This is a genomic window from Streptomyces sp. NPDC031466, from assembly GCF_055581265.1.
Window position 1 is genome coordinate 428,274 of sequence record NZ_JBVIJT010000003.1, and the last position, 19,420, is coordinate 447,693.

Sequence of the window (19,420 nt, forward strand, 5' to 3'; positions counted from 1 at the left end):
CCCGCCATGAGGCCCATGGGGAAGTCGAAGTCGATGAGGCGCGCGGTGCCGACGGCGGTGTGCGCGGCGGCGCTCGCCGCGGGCGTCCTCGCCTCGCCCGCCACCGCCCGGCCGGACGGCCCGGGGCAGACGCCGAACGGGGCCCCGAGCTGGCGGCTCAAGGACAGCGGCACCGACGCCCGCTTCCGGGGCCTCGCCGCCGTCAGCCGGGACACGGCCTGGGTGGCCGGCTCGAAGGGGACCGTGCTGCGCACGTCGGACGGCGGCAGGACCTGGCGCGATGTCTCCCCACCGGGCGGCGCCGCGCTCGAACTCCGGGACGTGGAGGCCTTCGACGCCCGGCGGGCGGTCGTCCTCGCCATCGGCGAGGGCGAGGCGTCCAGGGTGCTGCGGACCGACGACGGCGGCGCGACCTGGACGGAGTCCTTCCGCAACACCGACCCCAAGGCCTTCTACGACTGCGTGACCTTCTTCGACCCCCGCCACGGCCTGGCGCTGAGCGACCCGGTCGACGGCAGGTACCGCGTCCTGTCCACCGCCGACGGCGGCCGCTCCTGGAAGGTGCTGCCGAACACGGGCATGCCCCGGGCGCAGGAGGGCGAGGCGGCGTTCGCGGCGAGCGGCCAGTGCCTGGTGGCCGCCGGGCCGCGCGACGTGTGGCTGGCCACCGGCGGCGCGGCCCGCGCGCGCGTCCTGCACTCCGCGGACCGGGGCCTGACCTGGCGGGCCACCGACGCGCCGATCCCCGCCGGCGACCCGGCCCGCGGTGTCTTCGGGGTCGCCTTCCGCGACCGTACGCACGGCCTCGCGGTCGGCGGCGACTACCGCCCCGACCAGGCCTCGCCGAAGACGGCGGCGCACACCCGCGACGGCGGCCGCGCCTGGACCCCGTCCGGGCAGCCGCCGCCCGCCTACCGCTCGGGCGTGACCTGGCTGCCGCACAGCCGCACCACCGCCCTCGCGGTCGGCCCCACGGGCACGGACCTCACCTCGGACGGCGGGCGGACCTGGCGCACGGTCGACCCCGGGTCGTTCGACACCGTGGACTGCGCCCGGGACCGGGGCTGCTGGGCGTCCGGCGAGAAGGGGCGGATCGCCCGCCTGGAGCGCTGAACAGGCCTGGAGCGCTGAACCCCTGGAGACCGAAGGGGCGCCGCCCCGGCCGCGGCTACGCGGGCAGTTGCTCGCGGTAGGGCGCCAACTCCGGGGCCGTCTTGGTCGCGTAGAACTCGGTGATCCGGTACGCGCACACCCCGGCCACGACGAACGGGTCCGCGGCGGTGATCTCCTCGATCCGCGCGCGGTCCTCCGCCACGGCGATGATCACGCCGCCGTCGCGCGGGTTCTTGCGCCCGGAGGCGATGAACGTCCCCGTCGTGTACTGCTCGTCGAGCCACGCCACATGGGCGGCCAGCTGCTCGTCGACGGCGGACAGGGGCGCGGTGTAGGTCAATTCGAGAATGAACATGATCGCGAGGCTACCCCCGTCGAAAAGCTCCGGTCGGCCCCGCGTGGCGCCCCACTAGGCTGACGCGCATCATGATCAGTTACTCGCTTCCCGCCGACTGGCCCACCGACGAGGCGGCGGCGCGCGCCGTCCAGGACGAGTTGCGTGCCCGCGTGGTCCTCGACGAGCAGGGCCCGCCGCCCGGCACCGGACACGTGAGCGGGGTGGACGTCGCCTACGACGACGAGCGGGACGTCGTCGCGGCCGCCGTGGTCGTGCTGGACGCGGCGACGCTCGACGTGGTCGAGGAGGCGACGGCGGTCGGCACCGTGGCCTTCCCCTACGTGCCGGGCCTGCTGGCCTTCCGGGAGATCCCGGCCGTGCTCGCCGCCCTCTCCCGGCTCACGGTCGACCCCGGCCTCGTCGTCTGCGACGGCTACGGCGTCGCCCACCCGCGCCGCTTCGGCCTCGCGAGCCACCTCGGCGTCCTGACGGGACTGGCGACGATGGGCGTCGCGAAGAACCCCTTCACCTTCTCGTACGAGGCTCCGGCCGCGCCCCGGGGCAGCACCGCACCGCTGCTGGACGGCACGGAGGAGGTGGGCCGGGCGCTGCGCACCCGCGAGGGCGTGAAGCCGGTGTTCGTCTCGGCCGGTCACCGGGTGACGCAGGCCGGGGCGTGCGCGCACGCACTGCGGCTCACGCCCCGGTACCGGCTGCCGGAGACCACCCGCCGCGCGGACGCGCTGTGCCGGGCCGCTCTGCGGGAAACGGCCAGGTGAAAGCGGTGGAGCGACCGGGTGAACGATCAAATGAACAGCGGGTTAGCATATGAGCGCCGCCTAGCTCGAAAGAGAAACCTGTGACTGTCAACGACGACTCGTTCACCAACTGGAAGAACCGCGAGGAGATCGCGGAGTCGATGATCCCGATCATCGGGAAGCTGCACCGCGAGCGGGACGTGACGGTCCTGCTGCACAGCCGCTCCCTGGTGAACAAGTCGGTGGTCAGCATCCTCAAGACCCACCGTTTCGCCCGGCAGATCGCCGGCGAGGAGCTGTCGGTCACCCAGACGCTGCCCTTCCTGCAGGCTCTCACCGCGCTCGACCTCGGCCCGTCCCAGATCGACATCGGCATGCTCGCCGCGACGTACAAGAGCGACGACCGCGGCCTGTCGGTGGCCGAGTTCACCGCCGAGGCGGTCGCCGGCGCCACCGGTGAGAACAAGATCGAGTGCCGTGAGGGCCGCGACGTCGTCCTCTACGGCTTCGGCCGCATCGGCCGCCTCGTCGCCCGCCTGCTCATCGAGAAGGCCGGCTCCGGCAACGGCCTGCGGCTGCGCGCCATCGTCGTACGTGGGGGAGGCGAGCGGGCCGCCGAGGACATCGTGAAGCGGGCCTCGTTGCTGCGCCGCGACTCCATCCACGGCCAGTTCCAGGGCACCATCACCGTCGACGAGGCGAACAGCAAGATCATCGCCAATGGCAACGAGATCAAGGTGATCTACGCGAACGACCCCACGGAGGTCGACTACACCGCGTACGGCATCAAGAACGCCATCCTCATCGACAACACCGGCAAGTGGCGTGACCGCGAGGGCCTCTCCAAGCACCTGCGCCCCGGTGTCGACAAGGTCGTCCTGACCGCCCCGGGCAAGGGCGACGTGCCCAACATCGTGCACGGCGTCAACCACGACACGATCAAGCCCGACGAGCGGATCCTGTCCTGCGCCTCCTGCACCACCAACGCGATCGTCCCGCCGCTGAAGGCGATGGCCGACGAGTACGGCGTGCTGCGCGGCCACGTGGAGACCATCCACTCCTTCACCAACGACCAGAACCTCCTGGACAACTACCACAAGGCCGACCGCCGCGGCCGCTCGGCGCCGCTCAACATGGTGATCACCGAGACCGGCGCCGCCTCCGCCGTCGCCAAGGCGCTGCCGGACCTCAAGGCGCCGATCACCGGCAGCTCGATCCGCGTCCCGGTGCCGGACGTCTCGATCGCGATCCTCAGCCTCACGCTCGGCCGCGAGGCCACCCGCGAGGAGGTCCTTGACTACCTCCGCAACGTCTCGCTGACCTCGCCGCTCAAGCGCCAGATCGACTTCACCAGCGCCCCCGACGCGGTCTCGAACGACTTCATCGGCTCGCGCCACGCCTCGATCGTCGACGCGGGCGCCACCAAGGTCGACGGCGACAACGCGATCCTCTACCTCTGGTACGACAACGAGTTCGGCTACTCCTGCCAGGTCATCCGGGTCGTCCAGCACGTGTCCGGGGTGGAGTACCCGACGTATCCCGTGCCGGTCGCCTGATCCCGAGGCCGTGGCCCCGCGCCTTCGTCGCCGCTCGCGGCAGCGGAGGCGCGGTTCGCGGTCGATGGCGGTCCGGAGGCCGTGCGGGTGGGTGATGCCGAGCATGGCGCGGTGTGCCCCGCACGGTCGCCCGCGGACTTCGAGATGCCGGACGCGAAGGTGAGAATGTCGGGCACCGCTGAGCGCAGGGTCCCGAAGTGACGGTGCACGCCGTCGACGGCGACGGGAGCGTTGACGCCCCACACCGTCATGCCGGCCCGCAGCCCGGACCGCACCCCGGAGGGGGCGTCCTCGATCACCAGACAGTCCTCCGGCTCGGCACCGAGCCGCTCGGCGGCCACCAGATACGGAACAGGTGAGGGCTTGCCCTCCGCGACGGAGGCCGCGTCCACGATGACATCCGGCACCGGCAACCCGGTCCGGGCGAAGCGTCCGCGCACCCGGTGCCCGTAATTCGACGTCACCAACGCCCAGGACCCGCTGGGCAGGGCGGCCAGCAGCTCGGAGGCACCGTCGAAGGCCGTGTAGACACCGGACCGCACATCCTCGTCCTCCAGGTGGTGCAGCGCGGCCAGGCACTCCCGCGGGTCACGGTCCGGAGCGACCCGCGCGAAGGTCTCCATCGGCCTTGTCCGCAACGCCACTTGATGGACCGCATCGGGGTCCAGCCCGTATCGCCGCGCCCACACACCCCAGACCCGGCGCTGGTTGTCCACGGCATCGATCAACGTGCCATCGACATCGAACAGGACGTACTTCCCGGCTCCGGGCTGAGCGGCTTCACCGGCCATGCCTCGATCATGCCACCAGCCTTGCCCGGGCGGTCAGTTCGCGGGTCTGCGCGCGAGGAAATCCGTGGACGGGTCCGCGGGGGACCGCTTAGGGTGTGGCTCCACGCCCTGAGACGGATGGAAGGAGGCGAGTGCCGTGCGGTTCACACCTTTCCAGCGCTCCCTCTTTCCGCTGTCCCGGCGTGGTTCGTGAGTTCTGACCGGGAGCGCTCCGAGCAGCCTGTATCCCGGAGGAATCCATGACCGAAGTGGTCATCCGCGCGCTCTCCGCGAGCGACGCCCATCTCTTCGACGCACTCCCCGACCCCCTGGGCGCCCGTGAGGGCCACCGGCGCACCCGGTTCCGTCCCGACTGGAAGCGTGTCGCCCTGCGCGACGGCGAGGTCGTCGCACGCGGCGCGTGGTGGGGCGGCCCCGACGACCCGGAGCCCATGAACATCAACTGGTTCGACGTGGCCGACGGCGAGGAGGAGGCCGGCGTCGAGCTCCTGCGCTCCGCTCCCTGGCAGGTCGAACTCGAGATCAACCTGCCGGGCGGCTGGCGGGAGAAGACCGACCTGCGGGCCGCCGCCGAGTCGCGCTTCGCCGCCGCACGAGCCGCAGGGTACGAACTCCTGGTGGAACGCTTCCTGTACCGCTGGACCCCGGAACGAGGTCTGCCCGAGCGGCCCGGACGCCTGCGCTTCAGCGCCGAACCCGACGACACGGTCTTCTTTGACGCGTTGCGCCGCATCCACTCCGTCACCCTGGACGCCCACGCTCTCAGGGCCATCGGAGAGGGCGGCCTCGACCAGGCCGCCCAGGAGGAACTCGACTTCTTCCACTGGTGCCCCTCCCCACGGGAGTGGTGGCAGACCGCGTACACACCGGAGGGCGACCTGGCCGGCATCCACATCCCGGCCCACAACCCCTCCGGCCCGACCATCGGCTTCATCGGAGTCGTCCCGGAACAGCGCGGTCACGGCTACGCCTACGACCTCCTCGCGGAGTGCACCCACCTCCTCGTCGAGCAGGGCGCGGAGTTCGTCACCGGAGCGACGGACCAGGGCAACTTCCCCATGGCCGCGAACTTCACCAAGGCCGGCTTCCCCGTCGTCAGGGAACGCATCAATTTCCATCCGGAGGGCCAAGGGGCGTAGCGAGGCACAGCACACGCCGAGGGGTCCGGTCCAGGGGAAGGTCGGGCCCCTTGGCGGCATGGGTGGGCTTCTCATGTCGTGGGGCGGGCCGTAGCCTTCTGTGTCGACCGTCTGAGTCTCTCTGCATGGACTGGGGGCACGTGGACACGGCGAGTCTGCTTCTGATCGGGGCGGCAGGCGGAGCGGTGCGTGGAGTCGTGCACGCCTACGACTGCATGACCGAATGGCTCCTGCGGCGACAGGAGTTCAGGCTCTCCGAGCAGCGCGAGGCCGAGGAACCGCCTCCCGCCTTCGGCGCCTTCTACGATGTCGCGGGCCAGAGCATCGCAGCCGTGGTGCACATGGTGATGGGAGCCGGGGTGGCCCTGCTCATGGCGGTCTGGGGCCAGATCGACGGCGGCTTCGCGACGTTCGCCGTCGGGGCGTCGGCACCCTTGATCCTCGTCCAGCTCAAGCACACCCGGCTGGCGGGGGTCCTGATCGGCGACCCCGACGCACCGCAGGTCTCCCAGCCGCAGGACGCCCCACCACCGGTGCCCGGGCCGCCGGCCGAGCGGCCTGTCTCCCGGCGACCGGCCGCGGGCCCGAGCAGCACGGAATGACCCGGCCCACGCTGCTCCGTCGCGCGGCCGCGGCCGTGATCGGAGTCGACCGGCGCCCGAGCCACGCTCGCGCCCTGCCCCTCGCGCAGGGCCTCACGCTGACGCGCAGGGCCGCCGCCGCGATCATCGGCATCCGTGCGTACCGCCTGCCCGCAGACGCGAAAGCCGAGGCGCCGGCGCAGAGGGTGGGAGGAGAGAGGGCGGGTGGCATCGCACCGTCCGCGCCGTCCCCGTTGGTGACCCTGGGGGCGGCGCCGGTAAAGCTCCCGGTCAGGGAACGGCCACGCCGTGGACTGATCTTGGCCACGGCTGCCGCCGTCATGGCCGTTGCCTTCGGCGCCTACGTCCACCATGAGGGGGGCTTGAGCGTGGAGGAGCAGCCTCCGGCTCACCAGCCGGCGGGCGTGCTGCCGGAGAAGTACCTCGGTACTTGGGAGAAGACCGTCGAGAACGGGGAGGGGCTCCACACCCGGAGGATGGTGATCCGGCAGGGATACGTGGACGACACGGTGATGACCCTGACAGCAATCGGGAGAAAGGAGGGGGGAGGCGAATACCGCTGCGTGTTCGAAGCGCGATTGGACGCCGTGACCTCTGGCGTCGTCAGGTTGCGCAGTTCGACGGTGACCTCGGGCAGGCCGCCCTCGGCGTGCGCGCCCGGCAGAGCTTCGACGCTGACCCTGATGGGCGAGGACAGGCTCCGGCGCGACGACAGGGACGGCGCCACCCGCGCGCAGGTGTACAACCGTTCCCGGTAGGACGACCGGCTGCTGATCTCGCGGAACGGGAACAAGCGGTGATCGAGTGCCGGCACCCGGCCGCGTTCACCGATGAGCGGCCAGCACCGCCGCGAGGCCGTCCCGCAGGTCCCCGACGAAATACTCGGGGACCTCCAGCGACGGGCAATATCCCCCGGTTTCGGGCGACCTCCATCGGACGACCTGGCGGAAGCGCCCCCCCGGGCCCACGCGCGCGGATACTACCGAGCGGGAGTTTTCGCGTCGATCGGCGTTGAAGCGCGCTTTCTCGATGTCGCGGGGATACGTCGTGATCACTGACGGCACGCCGGACCGGACGGTCGCGGTCGCGGATGCGGCCGACGAAGACGCCCGGGCCCTCGACGAGGGCCCCGGAAGCATGAGCATGGGTTTCGGGAGAGGCTAGCGCACCGAGGCCACCCGGAAAGTGAGTCCCGCGGCCCGCAGTCGCGCGAGCAGCGCGTCGCCCATCGCCACCGCCGTGGTGAGCTGTCCGGCGATCGGCGGCAGGGTGTCCAGCGCGAGGCACAGCGCCGACTCGCCCAGCATCTTCGCGGTCTCGTCGTACCCCGGATCGCCGCCCGCGACCTCGGTGAAGACCCGCTTGCCGCCGCCCTCGCCGACGAACCGCACCGAGAACCACGCCTTGTCCCGCACCTCCTGCCGGGGCCCGTCACCGGACTTGAGGCGGTCCGACAACCACCGCCGGACGGGCGGCAGCTGCGCGGCGACGGCCAGGCCGCCGACGGCGACCGTGCCGCCGAGAGCCATCGGCAGCGTCCGCACGGCGGCGTAGTGGCGGTAGCGGAAGTCGGGCCCGTACCGATCGAGGGCCCGCGCCGAGCGCTGCACCACCCGGGGGTCGATCGTCGGCAGCGGCAGCGCCCACGCGCCGACCTCCCCCGCGTACCGCGGAGCGCTCGGCGGGGCGTACGCCTTGCGGTCCACCGGGCGCGGTTCCAGGCGCCGCCGGTCCTTGGCGGCGGCCATCATCTGCCGCGCCCGGGCGAACTGATTGAGCGCCGACGCGAACGTGCCGCCGGAGAAACGCCCGTTCGTCCGCACGAACCCGTCGACGCGCAGCGGCACCCCCTCCGGCAGCTGCCCCACCGTGAAGTACGCCCCCAGGTCGTGCGGGACCGAGTCGAAGCCGCAGGAGTGCACGAGCCGCGCGCCTGTCTCCCGGGCGCGGGCGTCGTGCCGCGCGTACATCAGGTCCACGAACTCGGGCTCACCCGTGAGGTCCACATAGTCCGTGCCCGCGTCCGCGCACGCGGCGACCAGCTCCTGCCCGTACGTCAGGTACGGGCCGACGGTCGTGGCGACCACCCGCGCCTGAGCGGCCAGCTCCCGCAGGGAGGCGGGGTCCGCCACATCGGCGTGCACCAGCGAAAGGCCGGCGCACGCCGGGACGATTGCGGCCAGCCGCTCGCGCAGCCGCTCCAGCTTGCCCGTGTCGCGCCCCGCGATCGCCCACCGCAGCCCCTCGGGCGCGTGCCTGGCGAGGTACTCCGCGGTGAGCATCCCGACGAAGCCGGTCGCGCCGAAGAGCACGATGTCGTACGCGCGATCGTCCTGCGCGCCCGCCTTCTCCGCGCCGCTCGGCACCTCCTTCGCACTGCTCGGCGCCGCGTTCGCAGGGTTTGGTGACCCCTCCGCGCCGTTCGCCGCCTGACTCCCGCCGTTTTCGCCGTGCTGACCGGTCATGACACCTCTTCGCCGTACGCAGGGGCAGTTGGGTGGCCGAGGCTAGCGTGCGTCCCCAGGGGGTGGCGCCCGCGCCTGCGGGCCTCGCGGGGCCAAGATTGGCTAAGCGCTTGCTCGTCAGGGGCTTGTGCACAGTGGAACACGTTCTTAGCATCACTGGTGTTACATCAGTTGTGTCATAGCACTGGGGGCTCAATGGCAGTGCCGGGCAAGGGCTTTGACGGGCCGCTCGCCGGGGTGCGCGTGGTGGAGCTGGCGGGCATCGGGCCCGGCCCGTTCGCGGCCATGCTCCTGGCCGACCTCGGCGCCGACGTCGTACGCGTGGACCGCCCGGACGGCGGCGGCCTCGCGATCGACCCGGCGTACGACGTCACCAACCGCAACAAACGCTCCGTGCTCATCGACCTGAAGGCGGACGGCGGCCCGGCGCGGGTCCTCGACCTGGTCGAGCGCGCCGACGTCCTCATCGAGGGCTACCGACCCGGCGTGGCCGAGCGCCTCGGCGTCGGCCCCGAGGCCTGCCACGCGCGCAATCCGGCGCTCGTCTACGGCCGGATGACGGGCTGGGGCCAGGACGGGCCGCTCGCCCGGAGCGCCGGGCACGACGTCGCCTACATCGCGATCACCGGCACCCTGGGCATGATCGGCAAGGCGGGGGAGCCGCCCGCGATCCCCGCGAACCTCCTCGGCGACTACGCCGGCGGCTCGCTCTACCTCGTCGTCGGCGTCCTCGCGGCACTCACCCACGCCCGCGCCCACGGCGCGGGGCAGGTCGTGGACGCCGCGATCGTCGACGGCGCCGCGCACCTCTCCTCGATGATCTACGGCATGCTCGCGGCCGGTGGCTGGCAGGACCGGCGCGGCGCCAACCTCCTCGACGGCGGCTGCCCCTTCTACGGCACCTACGAGACCTCCGACGGCGGTTACATGGCCGTGGGCCCTCTGGAACAGCGGTTCTACGACGAGTTCATCGCGCTGCTCGACCTCGCCGAGGCGGCCCCCGCCCGCAAGGACCTGGCCCGCTGGGACGAGCTGCGCGAGGCCGTCGCCGCGCGTTTCAAGGAACGTACGCGCGAGGACTGGGCCACTGTCTTCGAGGGCTCCGACGCCTGCGTGGCACCCGTGCTCTCCCTGCGCGAGGCTCCCGCGCACCCGCACCTCGCCGCGCGCGGCACCTTCACCGACCACGGCGGCATCACCCAGCCCGCCCCCGCGCCCCGCTTCTCCGCGACCCCGACACGCGTGCGCACCGGCCCCGCGCGGCCGGGCGCCGACACCGCCGAGGTCGCCCGCGACTGGGACGTACCGGCCCTCGCACCGCCGGAGAAACCATGACGACCGCGACCGCTGACCACCGAGGGCCGGCCCGCACAGGGCTCCAGGAGGCCACGTACCGATGAAACGGCAGATCTTCTCCGCCGAGCACGACGCGTTCCGCGAGACCGTGCGGACCTTCCTCGCCAAGGAGGTGCTCCCGCACTACGAGCAGTGGGAGAAGGACGGCATCGTCTCCCGCGAGGCGTGGCTCGCCGCCGGCCGGCAGGGGCTCCTCGGGCTCGCCGTCCCCGAGGAGTACGGCGGCGGCGGGAACGCCGACTTCCGCTACTCCGCGGTCCTCGCCGAGGAGTTCACGCGCGCGGGCGCCGCCGGGCTCGCGATCGGCCTGCACAACGACATCATCGGCCCCTATCTGACCTCCTTGGCCACCGAGGAGCAAAAGCGCCGCTGGCTGCCCGGCTTCTGCACCGGTGAGACGATCACGGCCATCGCGATGACCGAGCCCGGCGCGGGCTCCGACCTTCAGGGCATCCGCACCAGCGCCGAGGACCGCGGCGACCACTGGGTGCTCAACGGCTCCAAGACGTTCATCTCCAACGGCATCCTCGCCGACCTCGTCATCGTCGTCGCCAAGACCTCCCCGGAGGGCGGCGCCCACGGCCTGTCCCTGCTGGTGGTCGAGCGCGGTACGGCGGGCTTCGAGCGGGGCCGCAACCTCGACAAGATCGGCCAGAAGTCCCAGGACACCGCCGAGCTGTTCTTCGACGACGTACGCGTCCCGAAGGAGAATCTCCTCGGCGAGCTGAACGGCGCCTTCGTGCACCTCATGACGAACCTCGCCCAGGAGCGCATGGGCATCGCCGTCGCGGGGATCGCCGCCGCCGAGCACCTCCTGGAGATCACCACCGCGTACGTGAAGGAGCGCGAGGCCTTCGGCCGGCCGCTGGCCAAGCTCCAGCACATCCGCTTCGAGATCGCGGAGATGGCCACCGAGTGCGCCGTCACCCGCGCCTTCCTCGACCGGTGCATCGTCGACCACGCGAACGGGGAACTCGACGCCGTCCACGCGTCGATGGCGAAGTGGTGGGCCACCGAGCTGCAAAAGCGCGTCGCCGACCGGTGCCTGCAACTGCACGGCGGCTACGGCTACATGAGCGAGTACCGCGTCGCGAAGGCCTTCACCGACGGACGCATCCAGACCATCTACGGCGGCACGACCGAGATCATGAAGGAGATCATCGGCCGTTCCGTCCTCGGCTGAACCGCCCTCCCCCGGACACCCCCGAAAGGCTCACGCGTGACCACCGAAGCATACGTATACGACGCGATCCGCACCCCGCGCGGACGCGGCAAGGCCAGTGGCGCCCTGCACGGCACCAAGCCGATCGACCTCGTCGTCGGCCTGATCCACGAGATCCGGGCCCGGTTCCCCGGCCTGGACCCGGCGGCCATCGACGACATCGTCCTCGGCGTGGTCGGGCCCGTCGGCGACCAGGGCTCCGACATCGCGCGGATCGCCGCCATCGCCGCCGGACTGCCCGACACGGTGGCCGGCGTCCAGGAGAACCGCTTCTGCGCCTCGGGACTGGAGGCGGTCAACCTCGCCGCGATGAAAGTGCGTTCGGGCTGGGAGGACCTCGTCCTCGCGGGCGGCGTCGAGTCGATGTCCCGGGTGCCGATGGCCTCCGACGGCGGCGCGTGGTTCAACGACCCGATGACCAACTTCGAGACGGGCTTCGCGCCGCAGGGCATCGGCGCCGACCTCATCGCCACCATCGAGGGCTTCTCGCGGCGCGACGTCGACGAGTACGCGGCGCTCTCCCAGGAGCGCGCCGCCGCGGCCTGGAAGGACGGCCGCTTCGCGCGGTCCGTCGTCCCCGTCAAGGACCGCAACGGCCTGGTCGTCCTCGACCACGACGAGCACATGCGCCCCGGCACCACCGCCGACTCCCTCGCGGGGCTCAAGCCGTCCTTCAAGGACATCGGCGACCTGGGCGGCTTCGACGCCGTCGCGCTGCAGAAATACCACTGGATCGAGGAGATCGACCACGTCCACCACGCCGGCAACTCCTCCGGCATCGTCGACGGTGCCTCGCTGGTCGCCGTCGGCACCAAGGAGGTCGGCGAGCGGTACGGGATCGCTCCGCGGGCGCGGATCGTCTCCGCGGCCGTCTCCGGCTCCGAGCCGTTGATCATGCTGACGGGGCCGGCGCCGGCGACGCGGAAGGCCCTCGCCAAGGCGGGGCTCACCATCGACGACATCGACCTCGTGGAGATCAACGAGGCGTTCGCGGCGGTCGTGCTGCGCTTCGTCAAGGACATGGGGCTCTCCCTGGACAAGGTCAACGTCAATGGCGGCGCGATCGCGCTGGGGCATCCGCTGGGCGCGACCGGCGCGATGATCCTCGGCACGCTCGTGGACGAGCTGGAGCGGCGGGACCTCCGGTACGGGTTGGCCACGCTGTGCGTCGGGGGCGGGATGGGTATCGCGACGATCGTCGAGCGGCTGTAGGGCTGAGCGCCGTAGGGGTTCGGGTGCGTCGCCGGCCGCGGGTACGCCGTCGTTGCTCGCGCAGTTCCCCGCGCCCCTGAAGGACGCACTGCGTGCGCCTTCATGAGGCGCGGCGAAGCCGCTGCCTCAGGGGCGCGGGGAACTGCGCGCCCAGCCGCCACCGGCGGACAGTCGGCCACGGACCCAGGCCCCCTCCCCGAACCCGCCCCCAAGAGCCCCCTCAGACCTCACGGAGACACAGACATGACCGAGCGCACCACCATCCGCTGGGAACAGGACGACACCGGTGTCGTCACCCTCGTGCTGGACGACCCCGAGCAGTCCGCGAACACCATGAACCAGGCGTTCAAGGACTCCATCGCGGCCATCGCCGACCGCGCCGAGGCCGAGAAGGACGCCATCCGCGGCATCATCTACACGTCCGCCAAGAAGACGTTCTTCGCGGGCGGCGACCTCAAGGACATGATCAAGATCGGCCCGGAGAACGCCCGGCAGGCGTTCGAGACGGGCAACGCCATCAAGCGCTCGCTGCGCCGCATCGAGACCCTCGGCAAGCCCGTCGTCGCCGCCATCAACGGCGCCGCCCTCGGCGGTGGTTACGAGATCGCCCTCGCCTCCCACCACCGCGTCGCCCTGGACGCCCCCGGCTCCAAGATCGGCCTGCCCGAGGTCACCCTCGGCCTGCTGCCCGCGGGCGGCGGCGTCACCCGCACCGTGCGCCTCATGGGCATCACGGACGCGCTCCTGAAGGTGCTGCTCCAAGGGACCCAGTACAACCCTGAGCGCGCCCTGGAGAACGGCCTCGTCCACGAAGTGGCGGCCAGCCCCGAGGAGATGATGGCCAAGGCGCGTGCCTTCATCGACGCCAACCCCGAGTCGCAGCAGCCCTGGGACAAGCCCGGCTACCGCATCCCGGGCGGCACCCCCGCCCACCCGAAGTTCGCGGCGAACCTGCCCGCGTTCCCGGCCAACCTCAAGAAGCAGACGGCGGGCGCCCCCTACCCGGCCCCGCGCAACATCCTCGCCGCGGCCGTCGAGGGCTCCCAGGTCGACTTCGAGACCGCGCTGACCATCGAGGCGCGGTACTTCACCGAGCTGGTCACCGGCCAGATCGCCAAGAACATGATCCAGGCGTTCTTCTTCGACCTCCAGGCCGTCAACTCCGGCGCGAACCGCCCCCAGGGCGTCGAGCCGAGGACCGTCCGCAAGGTCGCCGTGCTCGGCGCCGGCATGATGGGCGCGGGCATCGCGTACTCCTGCGCCCGCGCGGGCATCGAGGTCGTCCTCAAGGACGTCTCCGCGGAGGCCGCCCAGAGGGGCAAGGCCTACTCCGAGAAGCTCTGCGCCAAGGCGGTCCAGCGCGGACGCACCACCCAGGAGAAGGCGGACGCGCTGCTCGCCCGCATCACGCCCACCGCCGACCCGCGGGGCCTCGCCGGCTGCGACGCCGTGATCGAGGCCGTCTTCGAGGACACCTCGCTCAAGCACAAGGTGTTCCAGGAGATCCAGGACATCGTGGAGCCGGACGCGCTGCTCTGCTCCAACACCTCCACCCTGCCCATCACCACCCTGGCCGAGGGCGTCACGCGCCCCGCCGACTTCATCGGCCTGCACTTCTTCTCGCCCGTCGACAAGATGCCGCTCGTCGAGATCATCAAGGGCGAGCGGTCCGGTGACGAGGCGCTGGCCCGCGCCTTCGACCTCGTGCGCCAGATCAACAAGACGCCCATCGTCGTCAACGACTCCCGGGGCTTCTTCACCTCGCGTGTCATCGGGCACTTCATCACCGAAGGCGTCGCGATGGTCGCCGAGGGCGTCGAGCCCGCCTCCGTCGAGCAGGCCGCCGCGCAGGCGGGCTACCCGGCCAAGGTCCTGTCCCTGATGGACGAGCTGACCCTCACCCTGCCCCGCAAGATCCGCGACGAGGCGAAGAGGGCCGTCGAGGAAGCGGGCGGCACCTGGGCGGGCCACCCCTCGGACACCGTCATCGACCGCATGGTGGATGAGTTCGGACGGGCCGGCAGGAGCGGGGGAGCGGGCTTCTACGACTACGTGGACGGCAAGCGCGGCAAGCTCTGGCCGGGCCTGCGCGAGCACTTCACCAAGCCCGGCCACGAGATCCCCTTCGAGGACATGCGGGAGCGCATGCTCTTCTCCGAGGCGCTCGACACCGTGCGCCTCTTGGAGGAGGGCGTCCTGACGTCGGTCGCCGACGCCAACATCGGCTCCATCCTCGGCATCGGCTTCCCCGGCTGGACGGGCGGCGTGCTCCAGTACATCAACGGTTACGAAGGCGGCCTGCCGGGCTTCGTGGCACGCGCGCGGGAACTCGCCGAACGCTACGGAGAGCGGTTCACGCCGCCCGCGCTGCTGGTCGAGAAAGCGGAACGGGGCGAGAAGTTCAGCGACGCCTGAGTCCTTCGGCCGAGCTGGGGCGAAGAGCAGGGGAGGCGTTCAGCGCTCGGCGCGGAACGCCTCCCTCAGCTCTTCCCTCAGGGACCGCTGGAACGCCGTGACCAGGGCCTGCACGACCATCGGCTGCATATGGGCGGACAGCGACTTCATCGCCGCCACATGGTCGGGATCGGCCTCCCGCTCCCGGTAGGGGTCCCAGACCTCGTCGCGGAAGAGGCGCGTCAGCTCGTGCGCGGCCTCGCGCGTGTGCTCCAGGAGGACCGTGCGGGCGGCCAGGATCGTCTCGTGCGCGATCGGCACCCCGAGCAGCTGCACCCCGAGCCGCAACAGGCCCGGGTCCACCCGGTAGGTGCCGGAGTCCTCCCCGTACGCGATGACGTCCATCGCGGCGAGGCGGTCCAGGTCCGCGCCGGACAGCGGCCGGCCCGCCCTGCGCTCCAGCTCGGCGCGGGAGACGTCCTCGGCCGGCTCGGGGGCCCAGCTCGCCACCAGGGCGCGGTGGATGGCCAGGTCGTGCGCGCTCAGGTCCGCGGGCAACTGCTCCAGGTACCGCTCGATCGCGGCGAGCGTCATGCCCTGGTGCTGCAACTCCTCGATCAGCGCGAGCCGGGACAGATGGTCCTGCCCGTAGTGCCCGACGCGGCGCGGGCCGATCACCGGCGGCGGCAGCAGGCCCCTGGTGCCGTAGAAGCGGATCGTGCGGACGGTGACGCCCGCGCGGGCGGCCAGCTCGTCCACCGTGAACGTCGGCTCCTCGGCGTGCGTCGGCGCGCTCTCGGTGTCCGTCGTCATGGCCCGCCTCCCTCCCCGCGTCTCCCTCGGTCCCGGGGCGGCCCCCGCACCGATCCGGTCCAACAGTATTGCTGGCACACCAGGGTTGTGAAACCCTCCGGGCCAGTTGCTGCTCCGCCGCACGCCCGGCCACGCCCACGTCACGCGTCCGCACACGCCCTGCCGACGGCACCTGGAGGCGGTCATGACCACGATCCCGCGACTCCCCGAAGCCCCCGCCGACCTCACGCTCCCCGCCCTGCTGCTGCGCAACGCCGAGGACCACGGCGGACTGCCCGCCCTCTCCTGGCGCACGGGTGCCACCTGGTCGACGCTCACCTGGCGCGAGGCACGGCGCGAGGTCGCCGTCCTCGCCGCCGGCTGCGGTGCGCTCGGCGTCGAGCGCGGCGAGCACGTCCTGATGATGATGGGCAACCGCCCCGAGCACTGGCTGAGCGACCTCGCCCTGACGCACCTCGGCGCCGTCCCCGTCAGCGTGTACGGCACCTCCGCCCCCGGGCAGATCGCGCACATCGTCCGGCACAGCCGCGCCCGCCTCGCGATCATCGAGGGCGCCCGCGAGCTACCCCGCTGGGAGCCTCTGCTGGCCGACGCCGACTCCCCGCTGGAGCGCCTCGTGGTGGTGGAGGCCGCCGAGGCCGGCGAGCACCGCACCTACGGCTCCCTGCGCGCCACCGGCGGGCGCCTCTTCGACGCCGACGCCTTCGAGACGGCATGGCGCCCCACCCGCCCGACCGACGCGCTCACCGTCGTCTACACCTCGGGCACCACCGGCGACCCCAAGGGCGTGCGCCTCACCCATCGCAACGTGTTCCTCGGCGGCATCGCCCTGGACAAGGTCGTCGACTTCCCCGAACACGTCGGGCACATCTCCTATCTGCCGTTCGCGCACATCGCGGAGCGCCTGCTCAGCATCTACCTCCCCGTGCTGCGCGCCGCGCACGTCCACCTCTGCGCCGACCCCGGCGAGGTGGCCGCCACCGCCCGCGAGCTGCACCCCTTCCAGTTCTTCGGCGTGCCCCGCGTCTGGGAGAAGCTCGCCGCGTCCGTGCGGGCGGCGCTCGCCGGGCTGCCCGAGGAGCGGCGGCGCGCCATCGAGGCGGCGAACGAGACGGCCCGCGCGCACGTCGCCTGCCAGGAGCGCGGCGAGGAGCCACCGGCGGCGCTGCGTGCCGCGTACCAGAAGGCGAAGCTGGAGGTGCTCGACCCGCTCCTGACCCTCGCCGGGTTCGACCGGCTGGTGTGGACCGCGAGTGCCTCGGCGCCGATGCCGCCGGACGTCACCCGCTTCTGGGCCGGCTTCGGGATCGTGATCATGGACGCGTGGGGACTCACCGAGACCTCCGGCGTGGTCACCACCAACACCCCCGCCGCGTTCCGCCTCGGCTCGGTGGGCCGTCCCCTCGAAGGCCTGGAGATCCGCACCGCCGAGGACGGCGAGATCCTGGTGCGGGGCGCGACGGTGTGCGACGGCTATCTGCGGCCCGACGGCGGCGTCGACCGGGCCCGCGACGCGGACGGCTGGTTCGCGACCGGCGACATCGGCCGCGTCGACTCGGACGGTTTCCTCTGGCTCACCGACCGCAAGAAGGAAATGATCGTCACCTCCACGGGCAAGAACGTCTCGCCCGCCCTCGTGGAGAACGCGCTCAAGGAACACCCGTTGATCGGTCAGGCCTTCGTGCACGGGGACGGCCGCTCCTACCTGGTGGCGCTGCTCGTCCTGGACGCGGAGGTGGCCCCCGCCTGGGCCGCCGCCCGCGGCATCGAGGGCGACCTCGTCGGCCACCCGGCCGTGCGGGAGGAGGTCGGCCGCGCCGTCGAAGCGGCCAACGCCCGCCTGAACCGCACCGAGCAGATCAAGCGGCACCGCCTCCTCGCCGGGGAGTGGGGCCCCGCGAGCGGCGAGCTGACCCCGTCCCTGAAGCTGCGCCGCCGCGTCGTCCGCGAGAAGTACCAGCAGGTGATCGACGCCTTGTACACCCCCTGACCAGCATGTGAGAAGTCCCGCTATGTGACGTGCGCCACCGCGTGCGCGGCAATCCGTGAGGGAAGGTGTCCCGTCGGTTCGCGCGCGTCAGGGGTGTCGCGGGCCGGAGCACCATCCGGACCCCGGAGTCCTCTCCGGGCACCAGAGAGTAGATCCCCCACGTGAGCAAGGAAGCCGTAGACACGGCCGCCGCGGACGTGTCCCGCACAGACGCGTCCCAGGCCCCCGCGGACGCGGGCGACGCCGGTTACAGCAAGGACCTCAAGGCCCGTCACGTCAACATGATCGCCATCGGCGGCGCGATCGGCACAGGGCTCTTTCTCGGGGCGGGCGGCCGCCTCCACTCGGCGGGCCCCGCGCTCGCCCTCGCGTACCTCGTGTGCGGTGTCTTCGCGTTCTTCGTGGTGCGCGCCCTCGGCGAGATGGTGCTCTACCGTCCCTCGTCGGGCTCGTTCGTGAGTTACGCGCGTGAGTTCCTCGGCGAGAAGGGCGCGTACTTCGCCGGTTGGATGTACTTCCTCAACTGGTCGACCACATGCATCGCCGACATCACGGCGATCGCCCTGTACACGCACTACTGGAGCTTCTTCACCGACATACCGCAGTGGGTGCTCGCGCTGATCGCGCTCGCGGTGGTGCTCTGCGTGAACCTCATCTCCGTGAAGTACTTCGGCGAGATGGAGTTCTGGTTCTCGATCATCAAGGTCGCCGCGCTGACCGCCTTCATGATCATCGGCATCTTCCTGCTGGCCAGCCAGCACGAGGTCGGTGGCGGGAAGCCCGGTCTGAGCATGATCACCGACCACGGCGGCTTCCTGCCGAACGGCATGATGCCGGTCGTGATCGTGATGCAGGGCGTCGTCTTCGCGTACGCCTCGCTGGAGCTGGTCGGCGTCGCGGCCGGCGAGACCAAGGACCCGCAGAAGATCGTCCCGCGCGCGGTGAACTCGATCATGTGGCGCGTCGGCGTCTTCTACGTCGGCTCCGTGGTGCTGCTCGCGCTGCTGCTCCCCGGCACGCTGTACTCGGCCGACCAGAGCCCGTTCGTGACGGTGCTGTCCAAGATCGGCGTACCGGCCGCCGGCGACGTGATGAACTTCGTGGTCCTCACCGCCGCCATGAGCTCGCTGAACTCCGGCCTGTACTCCACCGGCCGCATCCTGCGCTCGATGGCGATGTCGGGCTCCGCGCCCAGGTTCACGGCGAAGATGAACCGCAACCAGGTGCCGTACGGCGGCATCCTGCTCACCGCCTCCATCGGCGTGCTCGGCGTCGGCCTGAACCGGATCGTCCCGGACCAGGCCTTCGAGATCGTCCTGAACGTCGCCTCGCTCGGCATCATCGGCACCTGGATCATGATCATGGTCTGTCACCTGGCCTTCGTGCGCCGCGCGAAGGAAGGCGTGATCACCCGGCCGACGTTCCGGCTGCCCGGCAGCGGCATCACCGAGTACGTGACGATCGCGTTCCTGCTCGCCGTCCTCTGCCTGATGTGGAAGGACGCCGAGGTGGGCCGCAAGACTCTGTTCCTCATCCCGATCGTGGGCGCCGCCCTGGTCGTCGGCTGGTTCGGCGTCAGGCGCCGGGTGGAGCGTGAGGCGCAGAGCCTCACGGCGCCCCAGCAGGACTCGGAGCGGTAGCAGCGGCTTTCCGCCCTCTCACGGTGGCGTCA

The 19,420-nt window shown here is 71.6% G+C and carries 15 protein-coding genes and 2 pseudogenes; 12 read left to right on the forward strand and 5 right to left on the reverse strand.

All coding sequences use genetic code 11. The features are described 5' to 3' along the window. The first annotated feature begins 6 nt into the window (after nucleotides 1-6). The gene (locus ACZ5GP_RS07905) at nucleotides 7-1,113 is read left to right on the forward strand and encodes a WD40/YVTN/BNR-like repeat-containing protein (RefSeq protein ID WP_468749963.1); all 1,107 of its coding nucleotides are present in this window, start codon (nucleotides 7-9) and stop codon (nucleotides 1,111-1,113) included. 55 nt (nucleotides 1,114-1,168) lie between these two features. Here ACZ5GP_RS07905 and ACZ5GP_RS07910 read toward each other — a convergent pair whose 3' ends face one another. After that, a complete protein-coding gene (locus ACZ5GP_RS07910; RefSeq protein WP_468749964.1) occupies nucleotides 1,169-1,468 on the reverse strand; it encodes a YciI family protein in 300 nt (99 codons plus the stop codon). A 71-nt stretch (nucleotides 1,469-1,539) separates the two neighbouring features. On the opposite strand from ACZ5GP_RS07910, the gene ACZ5GP_RS07915 reads away from it, so the two are divergent. Both ACZ5GP_RS07915 and ACZ5GP_RS07920 read left to right on the forward strand, forming a co-directional pair. Beyond that, entirely contained in the window at nucleotides 1,540-2,229 is a 690-nt protein-coding gene (locus ACZ5GP_RS07915; RefSeq protein WP_468749965.1) for an endonuclease V, read from the forward strand. 80 nt (nucleotides 2,230-2,309) lie between these two features. After that, entirely contained in the window at nucleotides 2,310-3,764 is a 1,455-nt protein-coding gene (locus tag ACZ5GP_RS07920; RefSeq protein WP_468749966.1) for a glyceraldehyde-3-phosphate dehydrogenase, read from the forward strand. A 146-nt stretch (nucleotides 3,765-3,910) separates the two neighbouring features. On the opposite strand, the pseudogene ACZ5GP_RS07925 reads toward ACZ5GP_RS07920, so the two are convergent. Next, nucleotides 3,911-4,555 (reverse strand): annotated as a pseudogene (locus ACZ5GP_RS07925) (HAD family hydrolase); the annotation flags it as partial. A 239-nt stretch (nucleotides 4,556-4,794) separates the two neighbouring features. Here ACZ5GP_RS07925 and ACZ5GP_RS07930 point away from each other — a divergent pair. The 3 genes from ACZ5GP_RS07930 (at nucleotide 4,795) to ACZ5GP_RS07940 (ending at nucleotide 7,054) form a co-directional block, all read left to right on the forward strand. Beyond that, nucleotides 4,795-5,694, forward strand: a complete 900-nt coding sequence (locus tag ACZ5GP_RS07930; RefSeq protein WP_468749967.1) for a GNAT family N-acetyltransferase — start codon at nucleotides 4,795-4,797, stop codon at nucleotides 5,692-5,694. 125 nt (nucleotides 5,695-5,819) lie between these two features. Next, the gene (locus ACZ5GP_RS07935) at nucleotides 5,820-6,296 is read left to right on the forward strand and encodes a hypothetical protein (RefSeq protein WP_468749968.1); all 477 of its coding nucleotides are present in this window, start codon (nucleotides 5,820-5,822) and stop codon (nucleotides 6,294-6,296) included. Next, the gene (locus ACZ5GP_RS07940) at nucleotides 6,293-7,054 is read left to right on the forward strand and encodes a hypothetical protein (RefSeq protein ID WP_468749969.1); all 762 of its coding nucleotides are present in this window, start codon (nucleotides 6,293-6,295) and stop codon (nucleotides 7,052-7,054) included. The genes ACZ5GP_RS07935 and ACZ5GP_RS07940 overlap by 4 nt, the downstream gene beginning before the upstream one ends. A 66-nt stretch (nucleotides 7,055-7,120) precedes the next feature. Here the strand turns inward: ACZ5GP_RS07940 and ACZ5GP_RS07945 are convergent. After that, nucleotides 7,121-7,249: pseudogene (locus ACZ5GP_RS07945) on the reverse strand (epoxide hydrolase); the annotation flags it as partial. Nucleotides 7,250-7,456: 207 nt separating this feature from the next. After that, nucleotides 7,457-8,662 (reverse strand): saccharopine dehydrogenase family protein, encoded by a 1,206-nt coding sequence (locus ACZ5GP_RS07950; protein WP_468749970.1) that lies wholly within the window; start codon nucleotides 8,660-8,662, stop codon nucleotides 7,457-7,459. Nucleotides 8,663-8,956: 294 nt separating this feature from the next. Between ACZ5GP_RS07950 and ACZ5GP_RS07955 the strand changes: the two genes are divergently transcribed. From ACZ5GP_RS07955 to ACZ5GP_RS07970, 4 genes are all read left to right on the forward strand, one after another. After that, nucleotides 8,957-10,096 carry a CaiB/BaiF CoA transferase family protein gene (locus ACZ5GP_RS07955; protein ID WP_468749971.1) on the forward strand — a complete coding sequence of 380 codons (1,140 nt, stop codon included), beginning with the start codon at nucleotides 8,957-8,959 and terminating at the stop codon, nucleotides 10,094-10,096. Between the two features lie 61 nt (nucleotides 10,097-10,157). Continuing rightward, nucleotides 10,158-11,300, forward strand: a complete 1,143-nt coding sequence (locus tag ACZ5GP_RS07960; protein WP_468749972.1) for an acyl-CoA dehydrogenase family protein — start codon at nucleotides 10,158-10,160, stop codon at nucleotides 11,298-11,300. A 36-nt stretch (nucleotides 11,301-11,336) separates the two neighbouring features. After that, entirely contained in the window at nucleotides 11,337-12,551 is a 1,215-nt protein-coding gene (locus tag ACZ5GP_RS07965) for an acetyl-CoA C-acetyltransferase (RefSeq protein WP_468749973.1), read from the forward strand. A 243-nt stretch (nucleotides 12,552-12,794) separates the two neighbouring features. Continuing rightward, nucleotides 12,795-14,966: a 3-hydroxyacyl-CoA dehydrogenase NAD-binding domain-containing protein gene (locus ACZ5GP_RS07970; RefSeq protein WP_468749974.1), complete on the forward strand. Its 2,172-nt coding sequence runs from the start codon at nucleotides 12,795-12,797 to the stop codon at nucleotides 14,964-14,966. Between the two features lie 39 nt (nucleotides 14,967-15,005). On the opposite strand, the gene ACZ5GP_RS07975 is transcribed toward ACZ5GP_RS07970, so the two are convergent. Further along, the gene (locus ACZ5GP_RS07975; RefSeq protein WP_468749975.1) at nucleotides 15,006-15,758 is read right to left on the reverse strand and encodes a MerR family transcriptional regulator; all 753 of its coding nucleotides are present in this window, start codon (nucleotides 15,756-15,758) and stop codon (nucleotides 15,006-15,008) included. Nucleotides 15,759-15,942: 184 nt separating this feature from the next. Between ACZ5GP_RS07975 and ACZ5GP_RS07980 the strand changes: the two genes are divergently transcribed. Together ACZ5GP_RS07980 and ACZ5GP_RS07985 are read left to right on the forward strand one after the other, a co-directional pair. Next, a complete protein-coding gene (locus ACZ5GP_RS07980) occupies nucleotides 15,943-17,748 on the forward strand; it encodes an AMP-dependent synthetase/ligase (protein ID WP_468749976.1) in 1,806 nt (601 codons plus the stop codon). Nucleotides 17,749-17,909: 161 nt separating this feature from the next. Continuing rightward, a complete protein-coding gene (locus ACZ5GP_RS07985) occupies nucleotides 17,910-19,388 on the forward strand; it encodes an amino acid permease (protein WP_468749977.1) in 1,479 nt (492 codons plus the stop codon). Nucleotides 19,389-19,420 lie beyond the last annotated feature (32 nt).